The 18283-nt window shown below is 33.7% G+C and carries 11 protein-coding genes and 1 pseudogene; all 12 read left to right on the top strand.

Annotated features, from left to right (window positions below; genetic code table 11):
• Positions 1-59: 59 nt before the first annotated feature.
• The 12 genes and pseudogenes from ACPWTF_RS10150 (at position 60) to kynU (ending at position 18175) form a co-directional block, all read left to right on the top strand.
• The gene (locus ACPWTF_RS10150) at positions 60-920 is read left to right on the top strand and encodes a prephenate dehydrogenase (protein WP_427875345.1); all 861 of its coding nucleotides are present in this window, start codon (positions 60-62) and stop codon (positions 918-920) included.
• A 12-nt stretch (positions 921-932) separates the two neighbouring features.
• Complete coding sequence (locus tag ACPWTF_RS10145) at positions 933-2015, top strand: chorismate mutase (RefSeq protein ID WP_427875344.1); 1083 nt, start codon at positions 933-935, stop codon at positions 2013-2015.
• Between the two features lie 221 nt (positions 2016-2236).
• Entirely contained in the window at positions 2237-5635 is a 3399-nt protein-coding gene (locus ACPWTF_RS10140) for a VIT domain-containing protein (RefSeq protein ID WP_427875343.1), read from the top strand.
• 140 nt (positions 5636-5775) lie between these two features.
• Positions 5776-6753, top strand: a complete 978-nt coding sequence (gene rsgA / locus ACPWTF_RS10135; RefSeq protein WP_427875342.1) for a ribosome small subunit-dependent GTPase A — start codon at positions 5776-5778, stop codon at positions 6751-6753.
• 144 nt (positions 6754-6897) lie between these two features.
• Positions 6898-7349, top strand: a pseudogene (dtd, locus tag ACPWTF_RS10130) (D-aminoacyl-tRNA deacylase).
• Positions 7350-7414: 65 nt separating this feature from the next.
• Complete coding sequence (locus ACPWTF_RS10125; RefSeq protein ID WP_427875341.1) at positions 7415-9322, top strand: DUF3857 domain-containing protein; 1908 nt, start codon at positions 7415-7417, stop codon at positions 9320-9322.
• A 32-nt stretch (positions 9323-9354) separates the two neighbouring features.
• A complete protein-coding gene (locus ACPWTF_RS10120) occupies positions 9355-11364 on the top strand; it encodes a DUF3857 domain-containing protein (protein ID WP_427875340.1) in 2010 nt (669 codons plus the stop codon).
• A 2-nt stretch (positions 11365-11366) separates the two neighbouring features.
• Positions 11367-13355 (top strand): DUF3857 domain-containing protein, encoded by a 1989-nt coding sequence (locus tag ACPWTF_RS10115; RefSeq protein ID WP_427875339.1) that lies wholly within the window; start codon positions 11367-11369, stop codon positions 13353-13355.
• A gap of 4 nt (positions 13356-13359) precedes the next feature.
• Positions 13360-13686 carry a nucleotide pyrophosphohydrolase gene (locus tag ACPWTF_RS10110; RefSeq protein WP_095928239.1) on the top strand — a complete coding sequence of 109 codons (327 nt, stop codon included), beginning with the start codon at positions 13360-13362 and terminating at the stop codon, positions 13684-13686.
• Positions 13687-13821: 135 nt separating this feature from the next.
• A complete protein-coding gene (locus ACPWTF_RS10105) occupies positions 13822-15051 on the top strand; it encodes a 3-phosphoshikimate 1-carboxyvinyltransferase (RefSeq protein ID WP_427875338.1) in 1230 nt (409 codons plus the stop codon).
• Positions 15052-15438: 387 nt separating this feature from the next.
• Positions 15439-16488, top strand: a complete 1050-nt coding sequence (gene queA, locus ACPWTF_RS10100; RefSeq protein WP_095928237.1) for a tRNA preQ1(34) S-adenosylmethionine ribosyltransferase-isomerase QueA — start codon at positions 15439-15441, stop codon at positions 16486-16488.
• Positions 16489-16900: 412 nt separating this feature from the next.
• Positions 16901-18175 carry a kynureninase gene (gene kynU, locus ACPWTF_RS10095; protein WP_427875337.1) on the top strand — a complete coding sequence of 425 codons (1275 nt, stop codon included), beginning with the start codon at positions 16901-16903 and terminating at the stop codon, positions 18173-18175.
• Positions 18176-18283 lie beyond the last annotated feature (108 nt).

The raw sequence follows: 18283 nt of genomic DNA, 5'->3' as shown, positions 1-18283 counted from the left end.
GGGGTTCGGCGGAAAAGATTGAAACGGATAGCAGGAAATAGCTTCTAATAAAAAAGAATATGAAAGTATACGTAATAGGAATAGGATTAATAGGCGGTTCGATGGTGCTGGACATCAAAGACCAACATCCTGATTCGACAATTTTTGGAATTGACAGCAACGAAAAGCATTTGCAGGAAGCAATTGATTTAGGAGTTATTGACGAAGCAGGAAGTTTTGAAGATTTGCAAAAAGCAGATTTTGTAATTGTTTCGGTTCCGGTAGATGTGGCGCTAACGGTTTTGCCTAAAGTTTTGGACGCTGTAGGAGATAAAACGATTGTTTTTGAAGTAGGATCGACTAAAAAGCCAATTTGTGAAGCAGTAGCCAATCACCCGAAAAGAAGAAATTTTATTGCAACGCACCCAATTGCCGGAACAGAGTTCTCGGGACCATCAGCAGCAATAAGAGGCTTGTTTCAAGGAAAAACAAACATTATTTGCGAAGTAGAAAAGACTGCTTTTAAATTACAAGAGAAAGCACTGAATCTTTTTACTTCGATCGGAATGAGAATTCGATATATGGATCCCATTTCTCACGATAAACACATTGCTTACGTTTCGCATTTATCGCATATTAGTTCGTTTATGCTCGGTAAAACGGTAATGAATAAAGAAAAAGACGAACAGGATATTTTTGATATGGCGGGGAGTGGATTTGAAAGCACTGTTCGTTTGGCAAAAAGTTCGCCCGCAATGTGGACACCAATCTTTAAACAAAATAAAGAATACGTTCTCGAAACTTTAGAAGCTTATATATCAAACCTGAGTCGGTTTAGAGATTTGCTAAAAGAAGAAGATTACAACGCCATTTTTGAAGAAATGGAAAGCACAAATAAAATAAAAGAAATACTAAACGGATTAACAACAACTAAAAAGTAAATTAGAATTAAGATGGAAAATAAGAAAGAAATGAGAAAGTGGTTAGAAGATTTCAATTTAAATCACCCACTTGTGATAGCTGAACCTTGTAGTGCAGAAACTGAAGATCAGGTTTTGAAAATCGCTCACGAATTAAAAGATTCAAAAGTTAGCGTTTTCAGAGCCGGAATCTGGAAACCAAGAACTCGTCCAGGAGGATTTGAAGGTGTTGGTGAAATCGGATTAAAATGGTTGCAAAAAGCAAAAGCTGAAACTGGTTTATTAATGGGAACTGAGGTTGCAACTGCAGCTCACTGTAAACTAGCTTTAGAACATGATATCGACGTTTTATGGGTTGGTGCACGTACAACTGCAAACCCATTCGCAGTTCAAGAAATTGCTGATACATTGAAAGGAACTGATAAAATCGTTTTGGTTAAAAATCCTGTAAACCCGGATTTAGCTTTATGGTTAGGTGGTGTTGAGCGTTTACACATGGCTGGAATCGAGAAATTAGGTGTTATTCACAGAGGTTTCTCTACTTACGAAAAAACAAAATACAGAAACATTCCAGAATGGCAGATTGCTATCGAATTACAAAATAAATTCCCTGATTTACCATTAATCATCGATCCATCTCACATTACTGGAGATCGTAAAATGATTTTCGAAGTAACACAAGAGGCTTTAGATTTGAACTACGATGGTATGATTATCGAAACGCACTACGATCCAGACAACGCTTGGTCTGATGCTGCGCAACAAGTAACTCCAGATTCTTTGAAACAAATCATTAAAGATTTGACGATTAGAAAAACGGATGATACTACAGATGAGTACAGCCAAAAAATGACTAAGTTAAGAGCTAATATCGACGTTTTGGATGCTAACTTATTAGAATTGTTAGGAAAACGTATGAAAGTGGCTGACGAAATTGGTCAGGTAAAAAAAGATGCAAACGTTGCGATTCTTCAAAACAACCGTTGGAACGAAATTTTAGGAAAAATGATTTTGGAAGGTGAGAAAAAAGGTCTTACAGAAGAATTTGTTTTGAGAATGTTCAAAGCAATTCACCAAGAAAGTATCGGTCACCAAGAGAAAATTTTCAACGCATAATTTTCTTTCAAACCATATAAGTGATATAAGTTAATTTAAGTTTTAAAAAAAACTTGTTATTGGGTTCAATTATATCACACATTTAAAATTAGATTGTTTTTTATATTAAATCTCCATTGCTTTCGGGTTTTGGAGATTTTTTTTTTGAAAATAAGTAATATCTTCCCAACCTTTTATCGTTTTTTGTTCTCTATAACAATATGAACCTTAATTTTTGTATCATGAAATTAAAATTGTTTTCATCTATGCCACGCATTTTTCAAATGAATTTGAATGTATTGTTTTTCTTTCTCATTTTTACGGGCACAAAAACTTTTGCACAAAGTCCGGAGCTTACCGTTAAAGGAGAGGAAGCTGAGAAAGTAAGAATGAGTCAATTGAAAGTCAATGTGAAAATCGTTGGCAATATTGCTTACACTACAGCCGAAATGCATTTTTTTAATTCGGGAAACCGTCAAATGGAAGCAGAACTTATTTTTCCGTTGCCTGAAAATGTTTCGGTTTCTAGATATGCGATTGATATTAATGGAAAATTGCGAGAAGCTGTTCCGGTAAATAAAAATAAAGGGAAACAAGTTTTTGAAGCCATCGAACATCGTCGTGTCGATCCAGGATTGTTGGAAAAAGTCGATGGGAACAATTTTAAAACTAGAATTTATCCGTTAATGCCAAATGGCGAACGAATTGTTGTTATTGGTTACGAAGAAGAACTTTCGGCTTCAGATAAAGATAATCTGGCGTATCAGCTTTTGAGCCGTTATCCTAAAAAGCTAGATAAATTCGAAATTAATGTTTCGGTTTTAGGTGTTGCTGCAAAACCTGTTGTGACGGGAGATTCTGAAAAAGAAATTGTTTTCTCAAAATGGAATCAATCTTTTGAAGCTTCTGAAAAGAAAGAAAACTATCAGCCTGCTGAAAAATTACTTTTTAAAATTCCAATTCAGCAAGATATTCCGAGTGTTGTAATGCAGAATGCTGGTGGGCAATATTATTTTTATGGAAATAATTTTGTTGAAGGAAACAAAACTGCTAAAAAAACTCCAGCTTCAATTGGTATGATTTGGGATAATTCTTTAAGTTGTCAGAATCGTGATCTAAAGAAAGAATTGGATTTGCTGGAAGCTTATTTTCAGAAAATAAAAAATACAAAAGTGACTTTGTATTTTCTGAATTATACTTTCGAAAAACAAAAAGAGTTCGTGATCTCGAACGGTAATTGGTCCGAATTAAAAGCGATTTTAGAAAAAACAAAATACGATGGCGGAACTCGTTTCTCTCAAATTAACTTTGAAAATCAAGATGAATATTTATTTTTCTCTGACGGATTATCTTCTTTGAGTGAAAATCTTCTTCCAAAAACTAAAAAACCTGTTTATACCATTACCTCTTCTGTTTCTGCAGATTTTGCTTTTTTGAATTTTTCTTCAATGAAAACGGGAGGTAATTTTATCAATTTAAATCAGATAAATGCTGAAACGGCTTTGGATAAATTGACAAATACAAATTTGAAGTTTCTAGGCATAAAAGAGAATTTAACCGTAACCGATTTATTTCCTATGGAAGGAACTTCGGTTTCAGGGAATTTTAGTTTTTCTGGTATTTCTTTGAATCCAAAAAATGAAATCACGTTGTTATTTGGCTATGATAATGAAGTTACTTTAGAAAAGAAAATTATGCTTGATGTAGCGGTTCAAAATTCTAATGACGTAAATGTTGAAAAACTATGGGCGCAGAAAAAAATTGCCAATCTTGAATTGCAATACACTAAAAACGCAGATGAAATTGAGCTTTTTGGGAAGAAATTCGGAATTGTAACCAAAAACACATCATTGATTGTTCTCGAAAATGTTCGGGATTATATTATGTACGATATTTTGCCGCCAGCAGAATTACGTGCTGAATTTGATTTAATCAAAAAACAGGAACATGATGTTACATTGGCACAGCAAAAAAATAATTGGGAGAGTATTGAAAGTTATTTTGCCAGTATAAACGCTTGGTGGAAAAAAGACGTCAAATACGCAGGGCAGAAAATCGCATCTAAATATAAGTACAATAGACAAGTTCCACCGCCACCGCCACCTCCAAATGGTAGAAATAGAGCTAGAAATATGGAAAGAAGAGTAGCCTCTGAAACTATAAAAGGAGATCCTGATGCAGTACTGACAGTTGATGAGCCTATTGGAAAAGGGCCAGTTGCAACAGTAATTGAAGGAGATAATGCTGTATATAATACGCCTCCTCCGTCATCTGCGGTAAAAGTGGATCAGGTAAAATTTGTTTCGCCAGTTGTTGCAAAAGCAGAAGAGGTTACTGATGACGTACCAAAAATTGTTGAATTAAAAGATAAAAAAGTTGGTAGTGAATTAATTAAGGAAGATTCAGATTTTACTAAATTACAAGACACAATAGCTGTAGGATACGCAGCACAAAAAAAATCTGATGTTGTTGATGCTATAGGTGAAGGTACTTCAAAAAACAAAGATCTTTTGCAAGATTTAAATTTCAGTAGAGGTTATTTATCTGGAGATTCAAAAAAGCCTTTAATTATAGTTGATGGTCAGTTTTATGAAGGTGAATTAACCGATTTAAAATCAGAAGATATTGAAGCGGTGGATGTTTTGAAAGATGCCGCGAGAATTGCTACTTATGGCAGCAAAGGAGCAAATGGAGTTATTATTATAACAACAAAAAAGAAGTCTTCAAATAATGGAGTCGTTCAAACAAAAAGTTGGAATCCAGATCGATTATATTTAAAAGCGTTGGCATCGGCGCCAAAAGAGAAACAATACGATTTGTATCTTGATTTGAGAAAAGCGCAAGAGAGAAATCCAAGCTTTTATTTTGATGTGGCGCACTTTTTCTACAATCAAGGAGATGTTAAGAAAGCATTGCAAATCATCAGCAATATTGCCGATTTAGGTTTAGAAAATTATCAGCTTTATAAAACATTGACTTATACTTTGAGACAATGGAAAGATTATCAGGATGCCGTTTTTACTGCAAAACAAGTTGTAAAATGGAGATCTCACGAACCTCAGAGCTTAAGAGATTATGCTTTGGCGCTTGAAGATGCCGGAAAATATCAAGAAGCATTTGATGAATTGGTAAAATCGCTTGAAGTGAATTATTATGGAGAAATGAGCGGACAATACGAAGGTATTGAAGATATTGTTTTGATGGATGTTAATCGTTTAATGTCTGAGCATTCTGGTTTAAAAACGGGAAAACTAGACAAAAAATACCTTGCTAAAATGCCGGTTGATATCAGAATTATTATGAACTGGAACCAAATGGATATTGATTTAGATTTACATGTAATTGAGCCAACAAATGAAGAATGTTATTACAGCCATACTTCAACACAAATTGGAGGAAGATTTTCAAAAGATTTCACAGAAGGTTACGGCCCAGAGCAATATATCATCAGAAATGCGGTGAAAGGGAAATATCAAATCAAGACTAATTATTTTGGGGAAAGCGAATTAACCGAAAGTGGTCCAGCAACAATTATGGTTGAAATTTATACCACAAAAGCGGGCAAAGTATCGAGAACTTTAAAAACAATTCAGCTAGGAAAAGTAAAAGAGAATGAAACTTTAGCCGAAATAGTTTGGTAAAGTCTGCAAATTAAGGATATGTCTTTCAAATTTAAAAGGCGAAATTGCGTTGTTCCATTCTAAAAACGTAATTTTGCCTTTTATTTTTTAGGTTTTAAAGCGTAATCTAAAATCTAAAATTTACAATCTAAAATTAAAGAATGACAGGAACCGTATACAAATCTACAGGAAGCTGGTACACCGTAAAATCTCAAAATGGAGATTTTGTGGAATGCCGTATGAAAGGGAAATTCAGAATAAAAGCTATTAAAAGTACCAATCCTATTGCTGTAGGTGATATTGTTGATTATGAGTTGGATGAAACTTCAGATGCCATAACAGGAACAATTCATACTATTCACGAAAGAAAAAACTATATCGTTCGTAAATCGGTTAACTTATCAAAACAGATTCACATTATTGCTTCTAATATCGATCAGGTTTTTTTATTGATCACAATTGATAATCCGCCAACAACGACAAGTTTTATTGATCGTTTTTTGGTTACTGCAGAAGCATATGGAATCGAAGCCATTCTTGTTTTTAATAAAATTGATACTTTAACAGAGCAGACTTTAGACGATCAGCTTTATCTGCAGCATATTTATGCTGAAATTGGATATAAATGTCTTCGTATTTCTTCGACAGAAAACAAAGGTGTTGACAAGCTAAAAGAAATGATGATTGGTAAAGTAAGTATGTTTTCTGGACATTCTGGTGTTGGAAAATCAACTTTGGTTAACGCACTAGAACCGAGTCTTCATTTAAAAACTTCGGTAATTTCAGAACAAAGCAAGCAAGGGCAACACACCACAACTTTTGCCGAAATGTATGATTTGTCTTTTGATGCTCGAATTATTGATACGCCGGGAATTAAAGGTTTCGGAATTGTTGACATGGAGCCTTCGGAAATCAGTGGTTATTTTCCGGAATTCTTCAAACTGAAAGATCAATGTAAGTTTAACAACTGTTTACACAAAGAAGAACCGCATTGTGCTATAAAAGCAGCGTTAGAAAAAGATGAAATCGCATGGTCACGATATAATAGTTACCTTAAAATTCTTGAAGGTGACGAAGAGCATTACCGCACCGATACGTATGGTGAAGACCGTGCTGCGAGTGATGAAACACGTAAGTAATTAAAATTCCAATTTTAAAATTCCAAATTCCAAAGCAGAATACGAGAATGATTTTATTGTAGAGATGCACTGCAGTGCATCTAACGTATTGATTTTAAAATCTTTTTAATCCGTGTAATCTGTGGCTAAAAATAAAAATAAAGAATGAGAGTAGTTATCCAAAGAGTTTCCCAAGCATCAGTAACTGTTGAAAATCAAATAACAGCCGACATTCAAAAAGGTTTATTGGTTTTAGTCGGAATAGAAGATGCCGATACACAAGAAGATATTGATTGGTTGGCTGGGAAAATCATTAAAATGAGAATTTTTGGAGACGAAAATGATGTTATGAATTGTTCGGTGCAGGATATTGACGGCGATATTATTGTTGTAAGTCAGTTTACACTTCATGCATCCACTAAGAAAGGAAACCGTCCTTCTTATATAAAAGCCTCAAAACCAGATTTTGCAATTCCGACGTATGAGAATTTTGTTCAAGCAATAGAAAAAGAGTTGGGCAAGAAAGTGCAAACAGGAATTTTTGGCGCCGATATGAAAGTCAGTCTTCTCAATGACTGGCCGTTACCATTGTAATGGATAGCAAAAACAGAGAGTAAAAATATTATTAAACATTTGTTAAGGATTTCTGAAAAAAATATATATTTGACGAAAATCCCTACTAATGAAAAACCTTTTTTTTGCTTTATCTTTATTCTTAACAACCCTTAATTCATTCGCCCAAAAGAGCAATTATCCTATTCTTTCTATTCCAGATAGTTTAAAACAGAACGCCAATGCTGTTCTCCGTTTAGACCAAATGGATATTGTTATTGCTTCGCAAAGAAGTATGAATATTAAGACCCAAAGAGTGGTTTCTGTTTTAAATGAAAAAGGTTTAAATAATATTGATGCATTCTGTCATTACGATAAAACAACTTCAATAAAAAATATCGAAGCTGTAGTTTATGATGCATTGGGGAATGAAATTAAAAAAATCAAAAGAAAAGATTTTAAAGATCAGAGCGCTGTAGGTGGAAGTACTCTTTTTTCCGATAATCGAGTGCTTTATTTAAATTATACACCCATTTCATATCCTTTTACAATTGCTTACACCAGCGAAGTCGAAACTTCGAATACTGCATTTATACCAAAATGGTATTTTATTGGAAGTTATTATTTGAGCGTAGAAAAATGCGTTTTGAATGTAACTTTCCCGAAAGGATTGGGCTTTAAGAAAAAAGAGTTCCAATTTGATAACTTCAACATAACCAAAACAGCCGATACAGATACAAATCTGAGTTATACAGCAACAAATATCACGGCTCAGAAACAAGAAGATCTTAGCCCTTCTCCTTCAGATCTTTTTCCTAAAGTCATGATGGGATTAGAAAACTTTCACTTAGAAGGAGTGGACGGAAATGCTACTACTTGGGAAGCATTTGGAAAATGGTATGAAGATAAAATCTTAACCGGTACGACTGTTTTGACAGAAGAGACCAAAGCAAAAATTAAAGCATTGGTTGGAGATGAAAAAGATCCTATCAAGAAAGCTAAAATCATTTACGATTATGTACAAAAAAAATCGCGATATGTAAACATTGCAATTGGCATTGGCGGTTGGAAACCCATGTTAGCCAACGATGTTGATCGTTTAGGATATGGAGATTGCAAAGCATTGTCAAACTATACAAAAGCACTTTTACAGGTTGTAGATGTCCCATCTTATAATACTATTTTATATGGCGATCGTTACAAAGAAAATATTCAATCTGATTTTGTTTCGATGCAAGGGAATCATATGATTTTGGCGATTCCTAATAAAGATAATTATATCTGGTTAGAATGTACGAGTCAAGACGATCCGTTTGGATATCAAGGAACTTTTACTGACGATCGCGATGTTTTGGTTGTAAAACCTGAAGGAGGCCAAATTGTAAGAACTAAAATCTATGATGATAAAGGAAACACGCAAGTAGGTAAAGGAGTTTACACAATTGATCCAACTGGGAATTTTTCTGGCACTTTAAAAATAGCCTCTCAAGGAAGTGTGTATGCTTCTAAATCTCGAGTAGAAACCATGCAACCAAATGAAAAAGAGGAACATTACAAAGAGTATTGGGATAATATCAACAACTTGAAACTAGGTAAAATTACTTTTACGAATGATAAAGAAAATATTCGTTTTACCGAGGATGTTCAGATAAGCGCTGTAAATTATGGAGCTATTACGGCTAACAAAATGATTTTTGTGGTCGATGCTTTCAATCAATATACAGGAAGTGTAAAACGAATTAGAAACCGAAAAAATCCTTTTCAAATTCAACGTGGTTTTTTAGATACCGATGAAATTGAAATCAATCTTCCAGAAGGTTTCAGTATCGAATTCCTGCCTTCCAATTATGAACTAAAAGGCAAATTTGGTGAATACAAAACCGAAATCATTAAAAAAGACAATAATAAACTGACTTATAAAAGATCGATGTTTTTAAATAAAGGAAAATATTCGAACAAAGAATATGACGAGTATCGCCTATTTATGGAACAAGTCTCGAGAAACGATAACGCCAAAATAATATTAACCAAAAACTAACAAGTGTAACCAAAGTAAACCAAAAATTACCAATGAAAATTATTAAATTATTTAGTCTCACTGTGCTTTTATTGATCGCTTCAAAAGCGATGTCGCAGGAATTTAAATTAGGAAAAGTATCCATTGCAGAATTAGAACAAAAGTCGCATCCGAAAGATTCGGCAGCGATAGCCGCTATTTTGTATAAAAAAGGAACAGCAAGAATTGAATATGATGCTAATGATGGTTTTGTTACAGTGACAGATGTAGAAACCAGAATTAAAATTTACAAGAAAGAAGGCCTAGATTGGGCTAATCAGGATGTGTGGTACTATAATTATCCTAGTCTGAGAGAGAAAGTGTCTTTTTCAGATGCTGTAACTTACAACATAGTTGGAGGTAAAATTGAAAAAACGAAGCTTAAAAGTGATGGCGTTTTTGAAGAAGTATTAAATAAATATAAAAGCTTAAAAAAAATAACAATGCCTAATGTAAAAGAAGGTTCTGTTATTGAATTTAAATATAGTATTAAATGTCCACAGGAAATAATAAGAGATTGGGATTTTCAAACGAGTATTCCAGTGAACTATTCTGAATTTTCAACATTCATTCCCGAATATTACACTTTCAGTCCAAGACAAAAAGGTTATTTTTTTCCAAAGGCAACAACAGCAAGGGTTGCCAAAAGTATCACTTTTAATAGCAAGGAAAGATCGGGTGGACGTGTGACATCGACTAATTTCTCTACTGATTACTTAACTTATATGGAAGATCAGGTTACGTACAAAGCGGTAGATTTTCCAGCAATGAAAGATGAGGCATATGTTAACAATATTGATAATTACACATCGTCTGTTGCTCACGAATTGTCAATGACTAAATTTCCAAATCAGGTGCTTAAAGAATATTCTGCAGATTGGGCTTCGGTTGTAAGAACAATTTATGATTATGATGATTTTGGTCCTGAACTTAATAAAACAGGCTATTTTGAAGATGATTTGAAAAAAATACTTTCAGGAATTAATACACCGGAGGAGAAAATCTTAGTGATTTTAAATCACGTAAAATCAAACGTAAAATGGAATAAATATTACGGTTACGGCTGTGATAATGGAGTTAAAAAGGCGTACAAAGAAAAAACGGGAAATATTGCCGATATAAATTTAATGCTTACAGCGATGCTTCGTTATTCAGGATTAACAGCAAATCCAGTTTTGGTAAGTACACGTTCAAACGGAATAGCGTTGTTTCCTAACAGAACGGCATTCAATTATGTAATTGCTGCAGTAGAAACTCCAAACGGATATGTTTTACTAGATGCGTCAGAAAAATTTACGGTTCCGAATGTTTTGCCATTAAGAGTTTTAAATTGGTCAGGAAGATTGATTAGAAAAGACGGTTCATCAGAAGAAATTAATTTAATGCCAGAAAAAACTTCTGTTGATAATGTTTTTATGAATTACAGTATCGATAGCGCTGGAAAAGTTACAGGAAAAACAAGAAGACAATACATGGATTATAACGCCATGATTACGCGTGGCAATATTGAAGGTTTAAAAGAAGAAGAATATTTAGAAAAGCTCGAAAACAAGAATAAAAAAATAGAAATTAGCGATTATTCAAAAACAAACGAAAAGGATATCCTTCTTCCAATTATAGAAACTTATTCTTTTACTGGAAACGATTTGTGCGAAGTTATTGGAGGTAAAATTTATTTGAATCCAATGTTGTTTTTTGCAACAAATAATAATCCGTTTAAGCAGGAAACAAGAGAATATCCAGTAGATTTTAGTTTTCCATTTACAGATAAGTACAGTATTAATATTGAAATTCCAGAAGGCTTTGTGGTTGAAACATTGCCAGCCCCAGCTGCTGTAACAATGGAAGATAATTTGGGCGTTTTTAAATTTAACATTGCGGCAAACGACAATAAACTTCAGTTGTCTATTTTGCATCAAATAAATGAAGCTATCGTATCTGCTGAAAAATATGAGATGCTGAAAGAGTATTATAAAACAATGGTAGAAAAAGAAACGGAAAAAATCGTTCTGAAACGTATTTAATTATGCCAAGATTCCTTCTAATTTGTATTGCCCTTTTGGGAAGTACAATAACTATTCAAGCTCAAAATTATGACTTGGGAAAAGTAACTATTGCAGAGTTAAATGAAAAAGTTCATCCTAAAGATAGCAGCGCACCCGCTGCTATCTTGTTTAAAAAAGGAAGAACTTATTTTGGCTATAATAAAGATGTTGGATTTTATGCGAACCATGTCTGCGAAGTGAAAATCAAAATTTATAAAAAAGAAGGTTTAAGCTGGGCCGACCAGAAAGTGCGTTTTTATATCGGTTATGACAAGTTAAATGAAGACCGTTTGGAATTTTCAGATGCTGTGACCTATAATTTAGAAAATGGCAACATCGTAAAAACTAAATTAAATAATCAAGGTGAGTTTAAAAACAAAATCAATCAATATTGGAAAGAAAAGACGATTACTTTGCCCAATGTAAAAGTAGGTTCTATTATTGAATACAAATATGTTTTAAGATCTGAAAATCTGGTAAAGTTTCCCGACTTTGATGTTCAGTTCAGTATTCCTGTTGACTATTTTTATTACAAAACACAGATTCCAGAATTTTATATCTATAAACCCATTTTAATTGGAGGAATTCCGTTAGAAACAGAATCTAAATTTACAAGCGCTAGTCAGAGTTTTGATAATGCTTACAGTCAGACAAGCTCATTTAATTATAAACAGATTGAAACCTTTTATAAAGGAAAAGATGTTCCGGCATTAAAAGAGGAACCTTACATTAATAATCTTGAAAATTATCGCGGAAGCATTCAGCAAGAATTAGAAAGAGTGCGTCTTCCGGATCAGCCTGTAAAAGATTACAGTTTAACTTGGGAAGGTGTTGCAAAAACTATTTTTAAAGATGACAGCTTTGGGAAACAATTAAATCAAGGCAGTTTGTTTACAGACGATCTGAATAAATTATTGTCTAATGTAGAAGACAAAAAGGAAAGATTAAATCTGATTTTTACGTATGTTAAAAATCGAATGAATTGGAATGAGATTAATAGCTGCTATACAGAAAAAGGAGTCGAAAAAGCTTATAAAGACCAAACTGGTAATGTCGCAGAAATCAATTTTATTCTGATAAATATGCTTCGTGCGGCTGGTATAGAAGCCAATCCTGTTTTGGTAAGCACAATACAAAACGGACTTCCAGTGTATCCAACAAGAACGGGATTTAATTATGTCATAGTTGCGGCCGAAATTGATGGTAAAAAAACTCTTTTGGATGCAAGTCATAAACTCACAGCGCCAAACATTTTACCATTAAACGTTTTAAATTGGAACGGAAGATTAATCAAAAAAGATGGCAATTCTGAAGAAATTCAATTAGATCCAACACAGCAGTCTAAAGAAATTTACAGTCTTATAGTTAAAATAAATCCTGACGGAAAAATGAATGGTCAGGCTCGAGTTCAAAGAACAGATTATGATGCGTACAGTTTTAGAGAAGAAAACAATACTAAAACGGAAGATGCTTATCTTGAAAAATTAGAGAATAGATTGGGAGGTTTAGAGATTTCAAATTATGCAATCGAAAATCAGAAATCAAACTTAGATCAGTCGGTCATAGAAACTTTTTCTTTTGCTTCAAGCAACCGTTCGGATATTATTGATGGGAAGATTTTTGTAAATCCTTTATTATTTTTTACCCAAAGTAAAAATCCGTTCAATCAAGAAAAAAGGCAAATGCCTGTTTATTTTGGATATAAAAACATAGAAAAATTTAATTTGAATATTGAAATTCCGCAGGGATATACTGTAGAATCACTTCCTAAACCATTCAGAATATCTTCAGAGGACAAGCTGATCTCTTTTATTTTAAATTTTTCGGTTTCTGAAAACAAAATTCAAATTGTGAGTCAAAAAGAAATCAACAGTAGTATTTTTGCAGCGGAGGATTACGGAATGATAAAAGAGTTTTTTCAGAAGATGATCGTAAGCCAAAATGAAAAAATAATTCTTAAAAAGATATAAAAAGATGGATTTAAAAAATGCACAATTAGCTGTTGATACTTGGATAAAAGAACATGGTGTTCGCTACTTTAACGAATTGACCAATATGGCACAGCTGACAGAAGAAGTTGGCGAAGTTGCAAGAATCATTGCGCGCCGTTATGGAGAACAATCTGAAAAAGAAAGCGATAAAAACAAAGATTTAGGAGAAGAATTGGCAGATGTTGTTTTTGTCGTGCTGTGTTTAGCCAACCAAACAGGAATTGATTTACAAGCATCTTTCGATAAAAAAATGGATCTAAAATCGGTTAGAGATAAAGATCGTCACAAAAACAATGATAAATTGAAATAATTGTGAAATATCACTCATAAGCTTTGAATTATGAGTTTTGAATTTTGAATTATGAATGTGGAGTGGTAAATTGCGGGGCTGAATTATGTTTCTAAATCATTCCTAATTCATAATGCACAACTTACAATTAAAAAAATGAATTTAAAATTAAGCACGAATTCAATATTCACTATTGATGATTCGCAACTAAATATCACTGGTTCTAAAAGTGAAACGAACCGCTTATTGTTATTAAAAGCATTATTTCCAAATATTACTTTAGCCAATACTTCCAACTCAGACGACAGCGAAGTAATGCAGAAGGCATTAGCAGGAAATGATGAAATTGTAGATATTCATCACGCAGGAACAGCAATGCGTTTTCTTACGGCTTATTTTTCGGTTAACGAAGGTAGAGAAGTGGTTTTGACAGGTTCTAGCAGAATGCAAGAACGTCCGATTAAAATTTTAGTGGAAGCTTTGGCACAATTGGGTGTTGAGATTTCATATGAGAAAGAAGTAGGATATCCGCCAATTCGAATTAAAGGAAAAAAAGTTACAGATTCAAAAGTAACTTTGGCAGCAAATGTAAGCAGCCAATATATTTCGGCACTTTTATTAGTCGCTTCAAAATTAGACAATGGTTTAGAACTGACTTTAGAAGGAGAAATTACTTCGATACCGTATATCAAAATGACTTTGGCTTTGTTAGCTGATTTAGATATTAAAACGAGTTTTGAAGGAAATGTGATTAAGGTATTCCCTAAAGAATCAGTTGAAACTAAAGAAATGGTGGTAGAGTCAGACTGGAGTTCGGCTTCTTATTTCTTTAGCCTTGTGGCTTTGGCCGATGCAGCAAAAATTACTTTAAGTAGTTATAAAGAAAACAGTCTTCAGGGAGATTCTGAATTGGTTTCTCTTTATGAAAAAATGGGGGTGAAAACAACTTTCCAAAACAACAAAATGACTTTGGAAAAGGTTTCTGGATTCAATTACGAAGATGTAAATTTTGAATTGAACAATACGCCAGATATCGCTCAAACTATCGTAGTTACTTGTTTAGGTTTAGGAATTGGATGTCATCTAACAGGACTTCATACTTTAAAAATTAAAGAAACAGACCGACTAGAAGCTTTAAGAATTGAGCTTACAAAATTAGGAGCTAATATTTCTGTTACTAATGATAGCTTGACTTTATTGCGTTCTGGCGATATTAATCATGATGTGCATATTGCAACATACAACGATCACCGTATGGCAATGGCATTTGCACCATTGGCAATAAAAGTCCCGATTATTATTGACGATGCCGAAGTAGTTTCCAAATCTTACCCAGATTTCTGGAACGATTTAAAAGCTTTAAACTTTCAAATAACAGAATTGTAAACTTTTTTGAACCATATAAGTATATCAGTTCAATTAAATTAAAGATCAATAAAACAAGGCCTCTGGTTTTAATCAGAGGTTTTTTTATGCGTATTTAAATAGCTAACCCGACAGGTTTTAAAAATCTGTCGGGTTTATAATGTTGATTTGGCGCTATTTAAAATTTCAGCTAGAATGAACTTATATTTCTTATATGGTTCGAAAAAGTTAAAATTGACTTAAAGAATAGCTTTTTAAGTCAATGTGAAACCTCAGTAAATCAAGGACTTTTGAAAATAAACGTCAAAAGACTTGACAACGCCTATCTCACAATCGTATATTTGCAACCGATTTAAATTTTTAGATAAACAAATCTAAAAGCTACACTCTAAAATCAACAATTCAAATATGAAATTATCACACTTCAATTTCAATTTACCGAAAGAACTTTTGGCTGAATTCCCAGCAGAAAATAGAGATGAATCTCGTTTAATGGTAATTGACCGTAAAAAAAACACTATCGAACATAAAATGTTTAAAGACGTGATCAACTATTTTGATGACGGAGACGTTTTAATTCTTAATAATACAAAAGTTTTCCCTGCACGTTTGTACGGAAACAAAGAAAAAACTGGAGCTAGAATTGAAGTTTTCTTATTAAGAGAATTAAATTCTGAGCAACGCCTCTGGGATGTTTTGGTTGATCCAGCTAGAAAAATCCGTATTGGTAACAAACTTTATTTTGGTGATGACGATTCGTTAGTTGCTGAGGTAATCGACAATACAACTTCTCGTGGTAGAACATTGCGTTTCTTATACGATGGGTCTTACGAAGAATTCCGAAACAAATTGACAGAACTTGGAGAAACTCCAATTCCTAAATACATCAACAGAGAAGTTACTGCTGAAGATGCTGAAAGATACCAAACAATCTACGCAAAAGAAGAAGGAGCTGTAGCGGCACCAACTGCTGGTTTACACTTCTCAAAACACCTTTTGAAAAAATTAGAAATCAAAGGAGTAAATTTTGCTGAGGTAACTTTACACGTTGGTTTAGGGACTTTTAACCCAGTTGAGGTAGAAGATTTATCTAAACACAAAATGGATTCTGAGGAATTGATTATCACTCAAAAAGCGTGTGATATTGTAAACGAAGGAAAAGCAAAGAAAAAACGTATTTGCGCAGTCGGAACAACTTCTATGCGTGCAATTGAAAGTTCTGTTTCTTCTGCTAATACTTTGAATCCTTACGAAGGATGGACAAATAAATTTATTTTCCCTCCTCACGATTTCAGTATTGCAAACTGTATGATTACAAATTTCCACACACCAAAATCGACATTGTTAATGATGATTTCTGCTTTCTGTGGACATGATTTAATGAAAAAAGCATACGATGAAGCGATCAAAGAAGGATACAAATTCTATTCTTACGGAGACGCGATGTTAATTCTTTAATTAGAATTTATATTATAAAGAAGACCCGACAGTTTTTTAGAAGCTGTCGGGTTTTTGTTTTTTAATGGTTTCAAGTTTCAGGTTTCAAGCTTGAGTTTCGTTGTGAAATTTAAACGCAAAGTTCGCAAGGATTTTTATCTAAGCTAACGTTTACAAACGCTAAGTTCGCAAAGCTTTGCGTTCTTTTGCACGTGGCAAACACAAACTGAGTAAAAAAACCTTGTGACCTTTGCGTTTAAAATCGCAAAGTTCGCAAAGCTTTGCGTTCTTTTACATTCGGCAAACACAAACTGAGTAAAGAAAACCTTTGCGAACTTTGCGGTTAAAAGACACACCACCTATTAACTTGAAACCTTAAACCTGAAACAAAACAAACAATTTTTGTTATTTTAGCAGACAAAACAAAAACACAATGACTTTTCAAAATACACGCGAATTTGCACGAGATTTAGATTCGAAAGACACACTAAACCACTATCAGGAACAATTTATTTTTCCAAAAGTAAACGACAAACGAGTAATTTATTTTACAGGAAATTCACTAGGATTACAGCCAAAACGAACCAAAGCTTATGTTGATGAAATAATGGATGATTGGGCAAATTTGGCAGTTGAAGGTCATTTTTATGCTGAAAAACCTTGGTGGGATTATCAAGAAAGATTTGCAGAACCGTTGAGTAAAATTGTGGGTGCGCTTCCATCTGAAGTTACGGTGATGAATACTTTGACTGTAAATCTTCACTTACTGATGGTTTCTTTTTACCAGCCAAAAGGGAAGCGTTATAAAATTATCTGCGAAGAAAAAGCTTTCCCGTCAGATCAATATATGTTTCAAAGTCAGGTCAATTTTCATGGTTATAAACCTGAAGATGCGATTGTAGAAATTAAACGAAGAGAAGGAGAACACAATATTCGCTTAGAAGATGTTTTAGCAAAAATTGAAGAAGTTGGCGATGAGCTGGCATTAGTTTTAATTGGTGGAGTTAATTATTATACCGGACAAGTTTTTGATATTAAAACCATCACCGCCGCAGGACAAAAAGCTGGAGCCAAAGTAGGATGGGATTTGGCGCACGCTGCAGGAAATATCAAATTAGAACTTCATGATTGGAATGTAGATTTTGCTGCTTGGTGCAGTTATAAATATATGAATTCAGGCCCAGGAAATGCTTCGGGTTGTTTTGTTCACGAAAAACATCATAATTCAGACTTGCCAAGATTTGCAGGATGGTGGGGACACAACAAAGAGCGCCGTTTTAAAATGGAACCTAATTTTGATCCGGTTCACGGTGCAGATGGATGGCAGATTAGTAATCTTCCGGTTTTATCTTTAGCGCCATATTTGGCTTCAGTAGAAATGTTTGCTGAGGTTGGAATGGATACTTTAATTGCAAAACGCGATCATATTACTTCTTACTTGGAATTTATTCTTCATGAAATTGATAAAGAAGTAGAAAGTACCTTCGAAATTATCACACCTTCTAACCCAAAAGAAAGAGCCTCGCAATTATCTGTTTTTCTTCACGGAGAAGGAAGAGCATTGTTTGATTATTTAATGAAAAATGGTGTCATTACAGATTGGCGCGAACCAAACGTTATTCGTTTAGCACCAGTTCCGTTATATTGCTCTTATGAAGATATGTATGATTTCGGACAAATTCTGAAAAAAGGAATTTTAGGGAAGTAAAGTCTCGCAAAGTCGCAAAGTCGCAAAGTTTTTTTTAAGCCACAGATTAAAAGGATTAAAAAGATTTTTTTAAATAGCCTCCGGCTTTAGCTGGAGGTGTTAAAGATG

This window comes from Flavobacterium sp. MMS24-S5, assembly GCF_050320125.1.
Taxonomy (GTDB): domain Bacteria; phylum Bacteroidota; class Bacteroidia; order Flavobacteriales; family Flavobacteriaceae; genus Flavobacterium; species Flavobacterium tyrosinilyticum.
Note: the sequence above shows the minus strand (reverse complement) of the source record. Positions and strands in the feature narration are given on the sequence as shown.